Annotated in this window: 17 protein-coding genes; 7 read left to right on the forward strand and 10 right to left on the reverse strand. The window is 68.4% G+C overall.

Annotated features, from left to right (window positions below; all coding sequences use genetic code 11):
• Positions 1 to 57: 57 nt before the first annotated feature.
• The 3 genes from F3S47_RS08285 to F3S47_RS08295 are packed head-to-tail and all read left to right on the forward strand — an operon-like array spanning position 58 to position 3,139.
• Positions 58 to 1,239 (forward strand): efflux RND transporter periplasmic adaptor subunit, encoded by a 1,182-nt coding sequence (locus F3S47_RS08285; RefSeq protein WP_150444774.1) that lies wholly within the window; start codon positions 58 to 60, stop codon positions 1,237 to 1,239.
• Positions 1,236 to 1,940, forward strand: coding sequence for an ABC transporter ATP-binding protein (locus F3S47_RS08290; protein WP_150444775.1), 705 nt, complete (start codon positions 1,236 to 1,238; stop codon positions 1,938 to 1,940). The genes F3S47_RS08285 and F3S47_RS08290 overlap by 4 nt, the downstream gene beginning before the upstream one ends.
• On the forward strand, positions 1,940 to 3,139 hold the full coding sequence (locus F3S47_RS08295) for an ABC transporter permease (protein ID WP_150444776.1): 1,200 nt from the start codon (positions 1,940 to 1,942) through the stop codon (positions 3,137 to 3,139). Before F3S47_RS08290 ends, F3S47_RS08295 begins: the two co-directional genes overlap by 1 nt.
• Before the next feature lie 14 nt (positions 3,140 to 3,153).
• Here F3S47_RS08295 and F3S47_RS08300 read toward each other — a convergent pair whose 3' ends face one another.
• The 9 genes from F3S47_RS08300 to F3S47_RS08340 form a co-directional block, all read right to left on the reverse strand.
• Positions 3,154 to 3,372, reverse strand: a complete 219-nt coding sequence (locus F3S47_RS08300) for a tautomerase family protein (protein ID WP_150444777.1) — start codon at positions 3,370 to 3,372, stop codon at positions 3,154 to 3,156.
• A gap of 137 nt (positions 3,373 to 3,509) precedes the next feature.
• Entirely contained in the window at positions 3,510 to 4,790 is a 1,281-nt protein-coding gene (locus F3S47_RS08305) for a DNA-packaging protein (protein WP_150444778.1), read from the reverse strand.
• Positions 4,774 to 5,133: a hypothetical protein gene (locus F3S47_RS08310; protein ID WP_150444779.1), complete on the reverse strand. Its 360-nt coding sequence runs from the start codon at positions 5,131 to 5,133 to the stop codon at positions 4,774 to 4,776. The genes F3S47_RS08305 and F3S47_RS08310 overlap by 17 nt, the downstream gene beginning before the upstream one ends.
• Positions 5,134 to 5,400: 267 nt before the next feature.
• A complete protein-coding gene (gene mltG, locus F3S47_RS08315; RefSeq protein ID WP_150444780.1) occupies positions 5,401 to 6,558 on the reverse strand; it encodes an endolytic transglycosylase MltG in 1,158 nt (385 codons plus the stop codon).
• Positions 6,559 to 6,562: 4 nt separating this feature from the next.
• Positions 6,563 to 7,819 (reverse strand): beta-ketoacyl-ACP synthase II, encoded by a 1,257-nt coding sequence (gene fabF / locus F3S47_RS08320; RefSeq protein WP_150444781.1) that lies wholly within the window; start codon positions 7,817 to 7,819, stop codon positions 6,563 to 6,565.
• 195 nt (positions 7,820 to 8,014) lie between these two features.
• A complete protein-coding gene (locus F3S47_RS08325; protein WP_150444782.1) occupies positions 8,015 to 8,248 on the reverse strand; it encodes an acyl carrier protein in 234 nt (77 codons plus the stop codon).
• 174 nt (positions 8,249 to 8,422) lie between these two features.
• Entirely contained in the window at positions 8,423 to 9,160 is a 738-nt protein-coding gene (gene fabG, locus F3S47_RS08330; protein ID WP_150444783.1) for a 3-oxoacyl-[acyl-carrier-protein] reductase, read from the reverse strand.
• Between the two features lie 22 nt (positions 9,161 to 9,182).
• A complete protein-coding gene (gene fabD, locus F3S47_RS08335) occupies positions 9,183 to 10,115 on the reverse strand; it encodes an ACP S-malonyltransferase (RefSeq protein ID WP_150444784.1) in 933 nt (310 codons plus the stop codon).
• Positions 10,116 to 10,186: 71 nt separating this feature from the next.
• A complete protein-coding gene (locus tag F3S47_RS08340; RefSeq protein ID WP_150444785.1) occupies positions 10,187 to 10,744 on the reverse strand; it encodes a hypothetical protein in 558 nt (185 codons plus the stop codon).
• 241 nt (positions 10,745 to 10,985) lie between these two features.
• Here F3S47_RS08340 and rpsF point away from each other — a divergent pair, with 241 nt between their 5' ends.
• The 4 genes from rpsF (at position 10,986) to F3S47_RS08360 (ending at position 14,441) form a co-directional block, all read left to right on the forward strand.
• Positions 10,986 to 11,342, forward strand: a complete 357-nt coding sequence (gene rpsF, locus F3S47_RS08345; protein ID WP_150444786.1) for a 30S ribosomal protein S6 — start codon at positions 10,986 to 10,988, stop codon at positions 11,340 to 11,342.
• 23 nt (positions 11,343 to 11,365) lie between these two features.
• Positions 11,366 to 11,593, forward strand: a complete 228-nt coding sequence (gene rpsR, locus F3S47_RS08350; protein ID WP_150444787.1) for a 30S ribosomal protein S18 — start codon at positions 11,366 to 11,368, stop codon at positions 11,591 to 11,593.
• A 10-nt stretch (positions 11,594 to 11,603) separates the two neighbouring features.
• A complete protein-coding gene (gene rplI, locus F3S47_RS08355; protein ID WP_150444788.1) occupies positions 11,604 to 12,242 on the forward strand; it encodes a 50S ribosomal protein L9 in 639 nt (212 codons plus the stop codon).
• Between the two features lie 240 nt (positions 12,243 to 12,482).
• Complete coding sequence (locus F3S47_RS08360; protein WP_150444789.1) at positions 12,483 to 14,441, forward strand: bifunctional 2',3'-cyclic-nucleotide 2'-phosphodiesterase/3'-nucleotidase; 1,959 nt, start codon at positions 12,483 to 12,485, stop codon at positions 14,439 to 14,441.
• A 91-nt stretch (positions 14,442 to 14,532) separates the two neighbouring features.
• On the opposite strand, the gene F3S47_RS08365 is transcribed toward F3S47_RS08360, so the two are convergent.
• On the reverse strand, positions 14,533 to 15,024 hold the full coding sequence (locus F3S47_RS08365; protein ID WP_150444790.1) for a hypothetical protein: 492 nt from the start codon (positions 15,022 to 15,024) through the stop codon (positions 14,533 to 14,535).
• Positions 15,025 to 15,063: the final 39 nt, after the last annotated feature.

The following is a 15,063-nucleotide window of genomic DNA, read 5'->3' on the forward strand; positions in this document are numbered from 1 at the left end:
AAGGTCCGGGCGGCGGCTTGGCGATAGTCCCTGCGAGACAACGCGGGGACGGCGCCGATGGCTACGAAGGACGAGGTCGAGACGGTACTTGGACGGGCCGGTCGCGGGCGCCGCCGTAAGAGAGGCGTCTACGTCCTCGCGGCGCTACTGATCGTCGGCGCGGTGGTCTGGGCGGTCGTCTCCTTCACCAACCGCTCCGGGCCCGAATGGATCGCGGAACCGGTCGCGCGGACGGATATCGTCGCGACGGTCACGGCCACCGGCTACGTCCAGCCCACCAACCAGGTCGAGATCTCGAGCGAACTCTCGGGCGTCGTCGACGAGGTGCTCGTCGACGACGCGGACACCGTGGAAGAGGGCGAAGTCCTGATGCGGCTCGACCGCCGCCGGTTCGCGGCCGCCGTCAAGCAGGGCCAGGCGCAGATCGCCGCGGCCGAGGCGGCGGTCGACGAGGCCAGGGCGATCCTCGACGAGGCGGAACTCGCGCTGAGCCGCACGACCACGCTTCTCGACCGCGGCACGGCCTCCATCGAGCAGCACGTCTCGGCGAGCACGCAAAGGGACCGCGCCGCAGCCTCGCTCGCAAGCGCGGAGGCCCGGCTGAGCCTGGCGGAGGCCGAGCTCGACATCGCCGAGACGGACCTGGAGCGGACCTGCATCTGTTCGCCCATCGACGGTGTCGTCCTTGAGCGGAGCGTCGAGCCGGGGCAGATCGTCGCCGCGTCGCTTCAATCCCCGGTTCTCTTCACAATCGCCGAGGATCTCTCCCGAATGGAGCTCGACATCGACGTGGACGAGTCCGACATCGGTCGCGTCGAAGTGGGACAGAGCGCGACCTTCGTCGTCGACGCCTTCGACGACAGGGAGTTTCCCGCCCGGATCTCCGAACTGGGATACATGCCCCGGACCATCGACGGAATCGTCACCTACCGTGCCGTCCTGGCCATCGACAACGAGGACCGGCTGCTCCGGCCCGGCATGACGGCGACCGCTCGTATCGTGACCTCGGAGGTCGGGGACGCGCTCGCCGTTCCGAATGCGGCGCTCCGCTTCACTCCGCCCGTGGACGTCATACCCGAGCCGACCGAGATCACCGGTCGACGCGTCTGGGTCGTGGACGGAGAGACGATCCGACCCGTGCCGCTCCGGACCGGCCTGAGCGACGGCGAGGTGACCGAGGTCCTGGAGGGCGACCTGTCGGAGGAGGATTCCGTCGTGGTCGACATGGGGGCGAGATGAGCGCGGCGCCCGTCATCGAGCTTCGGGGCATCACGAAGGTCTTCGGCCGGGCCGCGGCCACGGTCCATGCCCTGAAGGGCGTGGACCTGTCCATCGCATCCGGCGAGTTCGTCTCGATCATGGGCCCGTCCGGGTCGGGCAAGTCCACGCTCATGAACATCACCGGCCTCCTCGATCAGCCGACCGCCGGGCACTACCTCTTCGGAGGCGCCGAGGTCGGCGACCTCAGCCGCGACGAACGCGCGCTCCTTCGGCGGCATTTCCTCGGCTTCGTGTTCCAGGGGTACAACCTCCTCCCCCGCACCTCGGCGCTAGAGAACGTGGAGCTGCCCCTCATCTACCAGGGACGCCCCGCCGCGGAACGGCACGAGGCCGCCATGGCGGCGCTGACCCGGGTTGGCCTTGCCGGGCGCGAGAGCCACCGGCCCTCCGAGCTCTCGGGCGGACAGCAACAGCGCGTCGCTATCGCCCGCGCCATCGTCGCCCGGCCCGACGTCCTGCTGGCGGACGAGCCTACCGGCAACCTCGACACCGCCCGGAGCCGCGAGATCATGGACCTGCTCCAGGAGTTGAACGAGACCGAGGGGCTGACCATCGTCATGGTCACCCACGACCCGAAGATGGCCGCCTGCTCCCGGCGCATCGTTACCGTGGTCGACGGGCTGATCTCGGACGATGCGACCGTCGGCGAGGCCGCGTGATGCGCTTCCTGCTCGAAACCGCCCGTCTCGCCGTCCGCTCGATCCTGCGGAACGTGCTGCGGTCGGCGCTGACCGTCCTCGGCATCGTCATCGGCGTGGCGGCGGTGATCGGCATGGTCGGGATCGGCCAGGGCACCACGGCGGAGGTCACGGGCCAGGTCTCCGACCTCGGGTCGGACCTACTCGTGGTTCACCCCGGCAGCATCATGACCGGGGGGCAGCTCGCGCCCCTCTTCGACGAGGCGGACTTCCTCGCCATCGTCGACCAGATCAACGGCATCGAGGCCGAGCCCCTCGTCGCGCGCAGCGGATCGGCCGTCTTCGGCGGGGAAAGCACCGCGACGACGATCGAGGGCGCGGACAACGGTGCCATCGACATTCTCGGCTACGACCTCGCGCAGGGTCGCGTCTTTGCGGAAACCGAAATGCGCTCGGGGGCACCGGTCTGCGTCATCGGCTCGACCGTCCGGGAGGAGCTCTTCGGAGTCGGAAACCCGATCGGGGAGACGATCCGCGTGCGCCAGCTCGCCTGCGAGGTGGTAGGCCTGCTGGTCTCGAAGGGGGCCACACTCGGCCAGGACGACGACAACGTCGTATTCCTTCCGGTGCGGACGATGCAGCGCCGTGTCGCGGGCAGCCGCGACATCGACGCGATCCTCGTCACGGTGAACGATCCGCAGCGGATGGGACGGGTCGAGACGGAGATCGAGGCCCTGATGCGCGAGCGGCGCGGGATAGGACCGCTCGAGGAGGACGATTTCGACGTGGCAGACATGGCCGAGGTCGCCTCGATGGTCTCCGACATCACCGGCATCCTCACGGGTCTACTCGCGGCGCTCGCCGCGATCAGCCTGCTGGTCGGCGGCATCGGCATCATGAACATCATGCTGGTCTCGGTGACCGAGCGGACGCGAGAGATCGGGATCCGCCTCGCCGTGGGAGCCACGGGCGGACAGGTCCTGCTGCAGTTCCTCGTCGAGGCGGTCTTCCTCTCGGCCATCGGCGGCGCGGTCGGGATCCTGCTCGGCCTGGGCCTTGCCTGGCTGGTGACGGGACTGCTCTCCGTCACCTTCATCGTCGACCCCGTGATCATCGCGGTCGCGTTTCTCTTCGCGGCCTTCGTCGGGGTGCTCTTCGGATACTTCCCCGCGCGCCGCGCCGCCCGGCTGGACCCGATCGAGGCGCTGAGGCACCAGTAGGCCGAAGGCGCTGCTCAGCCCTGTTCGCGCATTCGCAGGGCGTCCGCGGTGGTCAGCACCTTGCCGGCATAGCCCCATGAGCCGCTCGCCACCTCGTGGATCCGGACCGAGGTCCCGCCCTTGATGGTCGCGCCCGCGACCGAGCCGAAGGCCTCCGTGACGCGCGTGATGATCTCTGCCTTCTCGGTGTCGGAGAAGACGCCTTCGAGGACCTGGATGTCGATGGACGGCATGAAAGGCTCCCTCGTTCTCGGTGCACGAAAAGCCCGCCGCCGGGGGCGGCGGGACTGATTGACCCGGATGACCCGATACCGAACGCGCTACGCCCGGAAGGATCGCGGATCGCCGGCCCTCTGTCGAGACATCCGGACTAGAGACGGCTCACCCGAGGCGGACCGTCGCCCCGGCGCTCGAGCAGCAGGTCGGTGACCGCCCAGACCAGTGCGTCGACCCGGTCCGGAGAGCCGCTGCCGTGGAAGCCGGTCTCGGAAAACTCCGCCATCTGGTCCTCGAGCTTCGGGAAGGTGCCGAGGTGCGAGACCCGTCCCTGCTCGTAGAGTGCGGAGACCGGGAGGGCGCGGTCGGCCTTGCCTCTCGTCGCGGTGGCCATGCGCACGGGCACGCCGGGGTCGACCTGGTGGATGGCGTGGCGCACGAGGTCGCCGCCCTGGTTGACCTCCGCCACGATCCGCCCTGCCCTGTGCCGCGTCCAGGCGGCGACGGCAGCGCGCGCCCAGGCCTCCGAGCCGGTATTGGGCACGCTCGCGTCCTCCAGCACCCAGGCCCGCCAGTCCTTCGGATCGCCATGGCAGGTGGCGCCGACCACGACGATGCCGACCTCGTCCTTGCCGTGCCTGGCAGAGACCGCCGGGTCCACGCCCACGACGATCCTGTCGAGGGGCGGCACCTGCCGCACGACGGCCTCCTCCAGCCGCCGCGCGGGCCAGAGCGCGCGCTCGATGTCGGGCAGGAACAGACCGTCCAGCTCCTGCTTCGCCCGGGCGCCCGGGTAGGCGGCACGCAGCTCCGAAATGTAGGAGGGCGCGAGATTCGCGGCATTCGCCTCGGTCGGGGCGTGGGTCTGCACGGTCGTGTCGCGGTCGAGAATCTTGCGCAGCGTCCGGCCGCGGCGGGGCGTGGTGGTCACGCAGACCCGGGGGGCCCGCCCCAGCCGCAGGGTGAACTGGAGCATCGCCCAGGCCTCCTCGACCTTGGGCCACTTGGCGAGCTCGTCGACCCAGGCGGCGTCGAATTGGGGCCCGCGGAGGGACTCCGGGTCGTGGGCCGAGAAGAGTTGCGCTTCCGCCCCGTTGGGCCAGCGGAGGAGGCGGCGGGTTGCAATCCAGTCCGGCCGACGGTCGGGCGGACAGCAGGCGAGTATGCCGCTGTCGCCCATGACCATGACCTCGCGCGCCTGGTCGAGTGTCTCGCCCACGAGCGCCACCCGCCGCGCCCGGCCCGGATCGGTGCGGCGCGGGCCCTCGACCATGGAGCGCACCCACTCGGCGCCTGCACGCGTTTTGCCCGCACCGCGCCCGCCGAGGATCACCCAGGCGCGCCAATCGCCCGGCGGCGGGCGCTGGTGGTCCAGCGCCCAGAAGTCCCACAGCCAGGGCAGCGCCGCGAGCGCGTGCTCATCCAGCCCCTCCATCAGCAGGTCCTGCGCCGAGCGCTCCACGGAGCTGATCCAGCCGGCGCTCGACCTCGGCACGGGCGGCGTCGAGGTCGTAGTCGCCGGGACGCAGGGTTCGGGAGCGGTTGGCATGCCAGTCATGGTACTGTCCTTCGATCTCTTCCGCGCGCTTGAGCGCGCTCTGCAATTCGGAGGCCTTGAGCGTTAATGGTTTAAGCGCGGAGCCCTTCTGCGCCTCCACCTGCTCCAGCAGGTCGGCCAGCGTCTCCGTCAGGCTTTCGAGGAGCGTCCGGCTGCGCCGGATCAACCGCGAGAAGGCCTTCGCGTCCGGCGGAAGTCTCTCGTCCGAATGGTCAGTCATGTTGAAAATCAGTCTGTAAAAAGGTGGATCCGTCCGAGATCCGTCGCGCCGCCCCGCGCCGGGGAAAGCCCCGGCCACATTGCAGCCCGCGTCAGCGAAGGGGCGGAGTTATGCCCCTGTCCCTCGCAAAAGTCAATGAAATCTAAACGTTAGAGCCGAATACGAAGGTTAACCCGTTGCTAACCTCCGCTTAACCCTCCGGCCCCGAACGGGTAATTCCGACCGCCCCCACCGAACGGTGCCGGACAGGCGCAGCGCAACGGCCCGTCAGTTGGACTGCTGCTGCTCGGCCTCGATCTCGCGCCAGCGGGCGACGTTGCGGTTGTGCTCTTCCAGCGTCTCGGCGAAGGCGTGACCGCCGGTGCCGTCCGCGACGAAAAACACGTAATCCGTGTTGTCGGGGTTGAGCGCCGCCTCGATCGCCGCCCGCCCGGGATTGGCGATGGGCGTCTGCGGGAGGCCGTCGATGACGTAGGTGTTCCAGGGGTTCGCGTCGCGCAGCTCGCTCTGGCGCAGCCCGCGGCCCAGCACGCCCTGTCCCTCCGTCACACCGTAGATGACCGTCGGGTCCGTCTGCAGACGCATCCCACGCTCCAGGCGGTTGACGAAGACCGAGGCCACCTGCCCGCGCTCCTCGGCGATGGCGGTTTCCTTCTCGACGATGGAGGCCATGATCAGAGCCTCCTCGATGCTCTCGTAGGGCAGACCATCGGCTCGGGCGGCCCATTCCTCCTGCAGGATGGCCTCCTGCCGGTCGCGCATCTCGGCCACCAGCGCCTCGGCGCTGTCGCCGGGCTCGAAAGCGTAGGAGTCCGGGGCGAGCCAGCCTTCCTCGGGGATCTCGGCGATCTCGCCATCGAGCGCCTCGATGGCATTGAGCGCCTGGACGATCTGCCAGGAGGTGACGCCCTCCGCCAGCGCGAGGCGGTACTGGGTGTCGGGCTCCTCGCGAATGCGCGTGTATTCCTCCGGCGCCTCTTCGGCGGTGGGGTCGAACCGGGCCAGCTCCTCGAAGGTCTCGGTCTCCGGGTCCAGCTCACGCACCTCCACCCGCTGCGAGTTCACGCCCACGCGGTAGACGATCTCGGTGCCGCAGGTGCTGAGGCCCGCGCCGGTGATCTCGTCGATGATCTGCGCCATGGAGGCCCGCTCCGGCACGAGAAAGCTGCCCGCCTTGAGCTGGCTCGACTTCTCGGAATACTCGGCGCCCATGCGGAAGATCGTGGGCGAGCTGATCGCACCCTGCTCCGCGAGCTTCTCGCTCACGCGCCACATGTTCGAGCCGCTCTCGACCTGCAGGCAGATGGCGTTGGCCAGCGGGCCTTCGCCCTCGTATTCTTCCTGCCCCCAGAGGATCACCCCCGCGGCGAGGAAGATCACCACGATGAAGAAGGTCAGCGCGTTCGACGCGATGCTGCGCCACATGGGATTACACTCCGCCGAAGAGAACGCTCGCGTTGGTGCCGCCGAAGCCGAAGGAGTTGGACAGCGCGAACTCGATCTCGCGCGGCCGCTTCTCGTTGGCGGCAAGGTCGACGGCGCTTTCCACCGCGGGATCGTCGAGGTTGATCGTGGGCGGGGCGACCTGGTCGCGGATCGCGAGGATCGAGAAGATCGCCTCGATCGCGCCGGCCGCGCCCAGCAGGTGCCCGGTCATCGACTTGGTCGAGGACATGGTCACGTTGCCAGCGGCATTGCCCAGCATCCGCTCGACAGCGCCGAGCTCGACGGTGTCGGCCATTGTCGAGGTGCCGTGGGCGTTGATGTAGTCGATGTCGGCGGGCTGCAGGCCCGCGTCCTCGAGCGCCATGCGCATGGAGCGCTCTCCACCCTCGCCGTCCTCGCTGGGCGCGGTGATGTGGTAGGCGTCGCCCGAGAGGCCATAGCCCTTCACCTCGGCATAGATCTTGGCGCCCCGCGCCTTGGCGTGCTCGTAGTCCTCGAGCACGAGCATGCCCGCGCCCTCGCCCATGACGAAGCCGTCGCGGTCCTTGTCGTAGGGACGGCTCGCCGCCTGCGGGTCGTCGGGACGCTTGGTCGAGAGCGCCTTACAGGCGTTGAAGCCCGCGATGCCGATCTCGCAGATCGCCGCCTCGGCGCCGCCCGCGATCATCACGTCGGCCCGGCCGGACTTGATGAGCTGGGCCGCGTCGCCGATCGCATGCGCGCCGGTCGAACAGGCGGTGACCACGGCGTGGTTCGGCCCCTTGAAGCCGTACTTGATGGCGATCTGGCCCGAGATCAGGTTGATCAGCGCGCCGGGGACAAAGAACGGAGAGACCCGGCGGGGGCCCTTTTCTTTCATCATGACGGCGGTATCGGCGATGGAATTCAGCCCGCCTATGCCGGAGCCGGTCAGCACGCCGGTGCGCAGCAGGCTCTCCTCGTCGTCGGGAGTCCAGCCGGCATCCTTCACGGCCTGCGCCGCGGCGGCCATGGCGAAGACGATGAAGGTGTCGACCTTCCGCTGCTCCTTGGGCTCCATGTAGGCGGCGGCGTCGAAGGTGCCGTCGCTGCCGTCGCCGAGGGGAACCTCGCAAGCGTATGTGGTCGCAAAACCCTCGGGATCGAACCGGGTGATCGGCCCTGCGCCGGACTTCCCGTCGAGGATCCGGCTCCAGCTCGCCTCAACACCGTCGGCCAGTGGGGTCACGAGCCCCAGGCCGGTCACTACTACTCGCCGCATGCTCGCCCCCGTCTTTCAGCGCATTCTTGAGGCTCCTGATAATCCGCGGGGGCCTTCGGGGGCAAGAGCGGGCTGGCCCGATGGGCGCGGCTCCGCCTTCAGGGTTTCGTCATCCACGGGCCGGAGCGGGAGCCCTGAACGAGAAACGGCGCCCCGAGGGGCGCCGCCTGAAAACTCCGCCGAGGCGGAAAGGACTTACTGTGCGTCCTTGATGAACTTGACCGCGTCGCCGAAGGTCTGGATCGTTTCGGCGGCGTCGTCGGGGATCTCGATGCCGAACTCCTCCTCGAAGGCCATGACCAGCTCGACGGTATCGAGCGAGTCCGCGCCCAGGTCGTCAATGAACGAGGCGTTGTCGGTCACCTTGTCTTCATCCACACCCAGGTGCTCAACAACGATCTTGCGCACGCGATCTTCGACGTCGCTCATGTCCAGTCCTCACAGTCCAAATTGGGGGCGCGTCCGGCCCGTTCTTTCGTTCTCCCCGCCCCGGCCCCCGGGCGCGAGACGACGGGGCGACAGGGCCGCCCCAGCTCGATTGCGCCGCCCTATAGCAGAGATTCCCGCCTTGGCAAACGCTTTCGCAGACCTGTCGGACAGGCCTCAGACCATGGCCATTCCGCCGTTCACGTGCAGCACGGTGCCGGTCACGTAGGCCGCCTCGGGCGAGGCGAGATAGAGCACGGCGGCCGCGATCTCGTCCGACGTTCCCATGCGTCCCATGGGGATCTGGGCCAGCGTTCCCGACTTCTGATCGTCGTTGAGCTTGTCGGTCATGGCGGTCTCGATGAAGCCCGGAGCGACGCAGTTCACGGTGATCCCGCGGGTCGCGACCTCGTAGGCGATCGACTTCGACATGCCGACGAGCCCCGCCTTGGCGGCGGCGTAGTTCGCCTGCCCCGGGTTGCCCATCGTGCCGACCACGGAGGTGATGTTCACGATGCGGCCCCAGCGGGATTTCATCATGCCGCGCACCGAGGCCTTGGACAGACGCATGGCGGCGGTCAGGTTCACGTTGAGGACCGTGTTCCAGTCGTCATCCGTCATCCGCATGAAGAGCTGGTCGCGGGTGACGCCCGCATTGTTGACGAGGATGTCCAGCGCGCCGGCCACTTCGGTCACCCGCTTGGGCAGACCGTCCACCGCCTGAGCGTCGCTCAGGTCGCAGGGCAGCGCGTGGGCGCGGTCGCCGAGTTCCTTTGCCAGTTCCTCCAGCGGCGCCTCCCGGGTACCCGAGAGCACGACGGTGGCGCCGGCCCCGTGCAGGGCCCGCGCGATCGCGCCGCCAATGCCGCCCGAGGCGCCGGTCACCAGCGCGGTCTTTCCAGTCAGATCGAACACCAGTCCGTCCCCCCTTGTTTGCTTACAGGGCCTCTGCGGCCGTTTTCACCTCGTCGGGCGCGCCTACCGTACGGCAGGCGATCTCGCGGTCGATGCGACGGATCATGCCCGACAGCGCCTTGCCCGCGCCGATCTCCCAGACCTCGGTCACGCCCTGCTCGGCCATCCAACCGACGCTCTCACGCCAGCGGACGGAGCCGGTGACCTGCGCGATCAGCAGCTCGCGGATGCGGTCGGGATCGGTCACGCCCTCTGCGGTCACATTCGCGACGATCGGCACGGCGGGCGCGCGGATCTCGACCTCGGCCAGCGCCGCGGCCATTTCGCGGGCGGCGGGCTCCATCAGGGCGCTGTGGAAGGGGGCGGAGACCGGCAGCATGACGGCGCGCTTCGCGCCTTTGGTCTTGGCGATCTCGACGGCGCGCTCGACGGCGGCCTTGTCACCGGAGACCACGACCTGGCTGGGGTCGTTGTCGTTCGCCGCCTGGCAGACGCCGTCCTGGGCCGCTTCCTCCGCCACGCTCTGCGCGGTCGCGAAGTCGAGGCCCAGCAGAGCGGCCATGGCGCCCTGCCCGACCGGCACCGCGTCCTGCATCGCCCGGCCGCGAATCCGCAGGAGCCGGGCCGTGTCGCCAAGGGATAGCGCCCCGGCGGCACAGAGGGCGGAATACTCGCCGAGCGAATGGCCGGCCATGAAGGAAGCGGCCTCGGGTCCGACACCCTCGACGGCGAGCGCGGCCATCGCGGCGAGCGAGGTCGCCATGAGTGCAGGCTGGGCGTTGGCGGTGAGGGTGAGCTCGTCCTGCTCGCCCTCGAAGATCAGCGAGCTCAGTTTCTCCCCGAGCGCGTCGTCGACTTCATCGAAGACCGCCTGCGCTGCCGGGTAGGCCTGCGCGAGGTCGCGCCCCATACCGATGGTCTGGGCGCCCTGGCCCGGAAAGACGAATGCGCGCATCTCGGTCCCCGTCGTCGTGTCGCTTGCCCCCCCGCTTAGCGCGGGGCGCGGGCGGGCACAACAAACCGGGATCAGCGGCGGATGCGGGCCAGGTCGCGACCGAGCCGGTCGCGCAGGGTGTCGATCAGGGGCGACGGCCCCTCGGCCACGGGCAGCGCGGTGCCGCCCCGACGCAGGACGAGACGGGTGCCGTCCACCGTGGTCTCGACCGAGGGCCGTCCGCACTCGGCGAAGCTGAGCCGGGCGAGCAGCTCGCCTTCGCCCCCGGGATGGCGGGCGATGCGGCGCACCTCGGCGAGGCGCAGGTTGACCTGCAGCTCGATCGCGGGCTCGGTCTTCTCGCGCCGGGTCAGCCCCAGCGCGCAGAACGACAGGACCGCTGCCGCCACGATCCGGGCGACGACCGGGTCGACGCCGATCCTCTCCTCGGGCATCAGCCAGAGCGCGACACCGGCCAGCGCCGCGCCGAGCGCGATCAGCTGCAGCGCCGCCCGGCGCAGAACCCTGGCCGAGCGCGGGCGACGGTCGGTGCGGATCACGTAGCCCCAGTAGGTCTCGTCCACCGCCACCGAGGTCAGGGGCGGGTCCTCCGCAGCCGGGGCGGGCGCTGTCTCGAGGGTGATCGTCATCCAGTTTGCTCCGGTTTTTTCTTTCTGCTCAGTCTGCTCCGGGCCGACCCTGGGCCCCGACAAAGGCAAAACCCGGGCGAGACCAAGGAATTGCGGGTCGCCCCTTGCCCGGATCCGCATGATCTGTATAAGGCCCCATCCTTTCCGTGATTTCGTTTTATCCGCGCAGTCTCTCGTGGGCAGGTGCGGAAAGGCCGACACCCCTGCCCTTTGAAATGCGCTTGAACAGAATGGAGTGCACATGCCGCTTTACGAGCATGTCTTCATTGCGCGTCAGGATCTCTCCAACGCGCAGGCCGAGGGCCTCATCGAACATTTCTCCCAGGTTCTCTCCGACAACGGCGGCAAGGTCGTCGACACGGAGTACTGGGGCGTCAAGACGATGGCCTACAAGATCAACAAGAACCGCAAGGGCCACTACGCCTTCCTGCGGACCGACGCGCCCGCCGCCGCCGTCCACGAGATGGAGCGCCTCATGCGTCTCCATGACGACGTGATGCGCGTGCTCACCATCAAGGTGGACGAGCACGAAGAGGGTCCCTCGATCCAGATGCAGAAGCGCGAAGAGCGCGGCGATCGCCGCCGCGAGCGCGCGTAAGCCTGAAGCAGGAGAGCTAAGTCATGGCCGCTAAGCCGTTTTTCCGCCGTCGCAAGACCGATCCCTTCGAGGGCGCCAATGCCCCGAAGATCGACTACAAGGACACCCGCACGCTGCAGCGCTACGTCTCCGAGCGCGGCAAGATCGTGCCGTCGCGCATCACCGCGGTCGGCTCCAAGAACCAGCGCAAGCTCGCCCAGGCGATCAAGCGTGCCCGGTTCCTGGCGCTGCTGCCCTATTCCGTGAAGTAAGGGGGACACCATGGACGTCATCCTTCTGGAACGCGTCGCGAAGCTCGGACAGATGGGCGAAGTCGTCTCCGTCCGCGAGGGCTACGCGCGCAACTACCTCCTGCCGCAGGGCAAGGCGCTCCGCGCGAACGAGGCCAACAAGGCCCGCTTCGAGGCCGAGAAGGCCCAGCTCGAGGCGCGCAACCTCGAGACCCGCAAGGAAGCCGAGAAGCTGTCGCAGGATCTCGACGGCCAGACCTTCATCGTGATTCGCTCCGCCTCCGACGGCGGGTCGCTTTACGGGTCGGTCTCAACCCGCGACGCGGCCGACGCCGCGAGCGAGGCCGGATTCTCGGTGGACCGCAAGCAGGTCGCCCTCTCGGCTCCGATCAAGGAGCTCGGCCTCCACGAGGTCACCGTGCACCTGCACCCCGAGGTCGAGGCGAAGATCACCCTCAACGTCGCGCGCTCGCCCGAAGAGGCCGAGCTGCAGGCGCAGGGCAAGACCATCCAGGAAGCGGCCGCCGAAGAGGAAGCCGCCGCCGAGTACGAGATCCAGGAACTCTTCGACGATATCGGCTCCGCCGGTCTCGACGACGAGGATCCCCGCGGCCCCGAGCCGCAGCAGGACAGCGAGAGCAACGAGCCGATCACCGACGACAACGAGTGATCGCGACCTGCCTCAGGCATCGACAAGGGCCGTCCTTCGGGGCGGCCCTTTCGCGTTCAGGGATCCCGCCGGCCGCTGTGCGCAATACTTCGGCGGGGCCGATCCCGAATGGCAGGCAGACTTTCGCCTGACGCAACGAGATCGCGGAAAGGGGCTTTCTGGACGGGTGACCGCGGATGCAATCTGATCGTCACAAGCGCCGCCTAAGACGGCGCAGAGTTCAGACCAACGGGGGTTCCCATGACGTTCAGCCTGACACGCCGCGGCTTTCTCGCCTCTACGGCGGGCTTCATCGCGCTCCATCCCTTCTCCGCCCGCGCCCAGGCCGGGCAGGCGCACTTGCGCCTGATGGAGACGACCGACGTGCACGTGCACATCTGGCCCTACGACTACTATGCCGACCGCGAGACCGACACGGTGGGCCTCAGCCGCACCGCCTCGATCATCGACGGGATCCGGGCCGAGAGCACCAACTCCATGCTGCTCGACAACGGGGACTTCCTGCAGGGCAACCCGATGGGCGACTACATCGCCTACGAGCGCGGGATGCCCGAGGGCTCCACTCACCCGGTCATGGACGCCTTCAACACGCTCGGCTTCGAGGGCATGACCCTCGGCAACCACGAGTTCAACTACGGGCTGGAGTTCCTGACCAAGGCCATCGCCGGGGCCAACTTCCCCGTGGTCTGCGCCAACGTGGTGACAACCATGGGCGACACGCCGACCGAGGACGAAACCCTCGTCGAACCCTACACCATCGTCGAGAAGCAGATCACCGACGGGGCCGGCGACACCTACCCGCTGCGCGTGGGCCTCATCGGCTTCGTGCCGCCGCAGATCATGCAGTGGGACCGCGGCCACCTCGAGGGCGAGGTGCAGGCCCGCGACATCGTCGAGACGGCCCGCGCCTACGTTCCGCAGATGAAGGAGGAAGGCGCCGAGATCATCATCGCCCTCGCCCACTCCGGCATCGGCCCGGCGGAGCACACCCAGGGCATGGAGAACGCCGCGATTCCGCTCGCCGGGGTCGAAGGCATCGACGCGATCTTCACCGGTCACTCGCACCTCGTCTTCCCCGGCCCCGACTACGCCGAATGGGACGGCGTCGATAACGACGCCGGCACGATCAACGGCAAGCCGGGTGTCATGGCCGGCTTCTGGGGGTCTCACATGGGTCTCGTCGACCTGATGCTGGAGCGGGACGGCGACAGCTGGCGCGTGGCCTCTCATTCGGTCGAGGCGCGGCCGATCTACACGCGCAACGAGGATGGCGAGATCGAGCCCACGGTCGAGAACTACGAGCCGGTTCTGGACACCACCGAGGAAGCGCACGAAGCCACCCTCGCCTATGTCCGCGCCGAGGTCGGCCAGACTTCCGCGCCGCTCTATTCCTACTTCGCGCTGGTGGCCGACGATCCCTCGGTCCAGATCGTCTCGAACGCCCAGACCTGGTACATCGAACAGATGATGGCGGGCACCGAGAACGAGGGGCTGCCGATCCTCTCGGCCGCCGCGCCCTTCAAGGCTGGCGGCCGCGGCGGACCGGAGTACTACACCGACGTCCCCGAGGGCCCGATCGCGATCAAGAACGTGGCCGACCTCTACCTCTACCCGAACACCGTGCGCGCGGTGAAGATCGACGGCGCGACGGTGCGGGACTGGCTGGAACGCTCGGCCGGCATGTTCAACCAGATCGAGCCCGGGGCCGAGGACGCGACGCTCCTCAATCCTGATTTCCCCTCCTACAACTTCGACGTCATGGACGGGGTGACCTACCAGATCGACCTGAGCCAGCCGTCCAAGTACGACAGCGAGGGCAATCTCGTGAACGAGGGAGCCCAGCGGATCGTCGACTTGCGTTACCAGGGCGAGCCGATCGACGACTCGCAGGAGTTCGTGGTCGCCACCAACAACTACCGCGCCTCCGGCGGCGGCAGCTTCCCCGGTGCCGACGGCTCCACCATCATCTTCGAGGGCCCGGACACCAACCGCGACGTGATCGTCCGCTACATCGTCGACAAGGGCACCATCAGCCCGGCCGCCGACGCCAACTGGACCTTCGCGCCGATGGACGGCACCAGCGTGATCTTCGAGACCGGCCCAGCGGGCGCCCAGTACTACGAGGCGGTCGAGGGCGTGGAGATAGAGCCCGCCGGCGAGAGCGAGACCGGCTTCGCCCTGTTCCGCATCCACCTGTGATCAAGGCGGGCGGGCCTGTGCCGCCCGACCCGGTCACGAAAAAGGGGCCGCCCACCGGGCCGGCCCCTTTCCCTTTCCGGCGCCGATGCGCCTAGCGGAAGGTCTCCATCCGCAGCTGCGCGTCGCAGTACTCGCCGTCGAAGGTGCCGACCCAGATGTCGATCCGGCCATTCGAGGGGCGCGTCAGGCTGATGCGCGGGTCGAGATTCCCGTTGTCGTCGTCGTCAAAGTACCAGTTGGCCGTACCGGTGTTGATCAGCAGGGCCGCGTCGCACTCGCTCACGACCGAGATTACCAGCCGGTGCCCGCCCATCTGCGACAGGTAGAAACTGAAATCGGGCTGCGTGGTGAAATAGCTTTGGCCGTACTCCAGCTGGTCGGAGCCCAGGCGCGTGTAGATGTGCGAGCAGTTCCCGAGATTGTTCTGCCCGCCGGCCACCACGTTGAAGAAGGCCGGGCTGCGGAGTTGCGGGCCGCTGGCCTGGTATTGCGACACCCCCGCGTTCGAATAGTCGGGGCAGGCCGCCGCTGCACCCGCGGACACGCCGAAGGCGGCCGCGAGGGCGAAAAGGATTGATTTCATGGAGTTCACCTGTCGTCTCGTCTCAGTGCCGGCAAACTA

The organism is Histidinibacterium aquaticum, from assembly GCF_008710275.1.
GTDB lineage: Bacteria > Pseudomonadota > Alphaproteobacteria > Rhodobacterales > Rhodobacteraceae > Oceanicola > Oceanicola aquaticus.

What these genes read in the sequence shown, in the direction of transcription:
- F3S47_RS08340 (WP_150444785.1), bottom strand. Translation starts at nt 10,744, where the DNA reads ATGACGATCACCCTCGAGACAGCGCCCGCCCCGGCTGCGGAGGACCCG.
- fabF (WP_150444781.1), bottom strand. Translation starts at nt 7,819, where the DNA reads ATGCGGCGAGTAGTAGTGACCGGCCTGGGGCTCGTGACCCCACTGGCC.
- F3S47_RS08285 (WP_150444774.1), top strand. Translation starts at nt 58, where the DNA reads ATGGCTACGAAGGACGAGGTCGAGACGGTACTTGGACGGGCCGGTCGC.
- F3S47_RS08325 (WP_150444782.1), bottom strand. Translation starts at nt 8,248, where the DNA reads ATGAGCGACGTCGAAGATCGCGTGCGCAAGATCGTTGTTGAGCACCTG.
- F3S47_RS08300 (WP_150444777.1), bottom strand. Translation starts at nt 3,372, where the DNA reads ATGCCGTCCATCGACATCCAGGTCCTCGAAGGCGTCTTCTCCGACACC.
- mltG (WP_150444780.1), bottom strand. Translation starts at nt 6,558, where the DNA reads ATGTGGCGCAGCATCGCGTCGAACGCGCTGACCTTCTTCATCGTGGTG.
- F3S47_RS08310 (WP_150444779.1), bottom strand. Translation starts at nt 5,133, where the DNA reads ATGACTGACCATTCGGACGAGAGACTTCCGCCGGACGCGAAGGCCTTC.
- rpsF (WP_150444786.1), top strand. Translation starts at nt 10,986, where the DNA reads ATGCCGCTTTACGAGCATGTCTTCATTGCGCGTCAGGATCTCTCCAAC.
- F3S47_RS08290 (WP_150444775.1), top strand. Translation starts at nt 1,236, where the DNA reads ATGAGCGCGGCGCCCGTCATCGAGCTTCGGGGCATCACGAAGGTCTTC.
- F3S47_RS08365 (WP_150444790.1), bottom strand. Translation starts at nt 15,024, where the DNA reads ATGAAATCAATCCTTTTCGCCCTCGCGGCCGCCTTCGGCGTGTCCGCG.
- fabD (WP_150444784.1), bottom strand. Translation starts at nt 10,115, where the DNA reads ATGCGCGCATTCGTCTTTCCGGGCCAGGGCGCCCAGACCATCGGTATG.
- rplI (WP_150444788.1), top strand. Translation starts at nt 11,604, where the DNA reads ATGGACGTCATCCTTCTGGAACGCGTCGCGAAGCTCGGACAGATGGGC.
- F3S47_RS08360 (WP_150444789.1), top strand. Translation starts at nt 12,483, where the DNA reads ATGACGTTCAGCCTGACACGCCGCGGCTTTCTCGCCTCTACGGCGGGC.
- F3S47_RS08295 (WP_150444776.1), top strand. Translation starts at nt 1,940, where the DNA reads ATGCGCTTCCTGCTCGAAACCGCCCGTCTCGCCGTCCGCTCGATCCTG.
- rpsR (WP_150444787.1), top strand. Translation starts at nt 11,366, where the DNA reads ATGGCCGCTAAGCCGTTTTTCCGCCGTCGCAAGACCGATCCCTTCGAG.
- F3S47_RS08305 (WP_150444778.1), bottom strand. Translation starts at nt 4,790, where the DNA reads ATGGAGGGGCTGGATGAGCACGCGCTCGCGGCGCTGCCCTGGCTGTGG.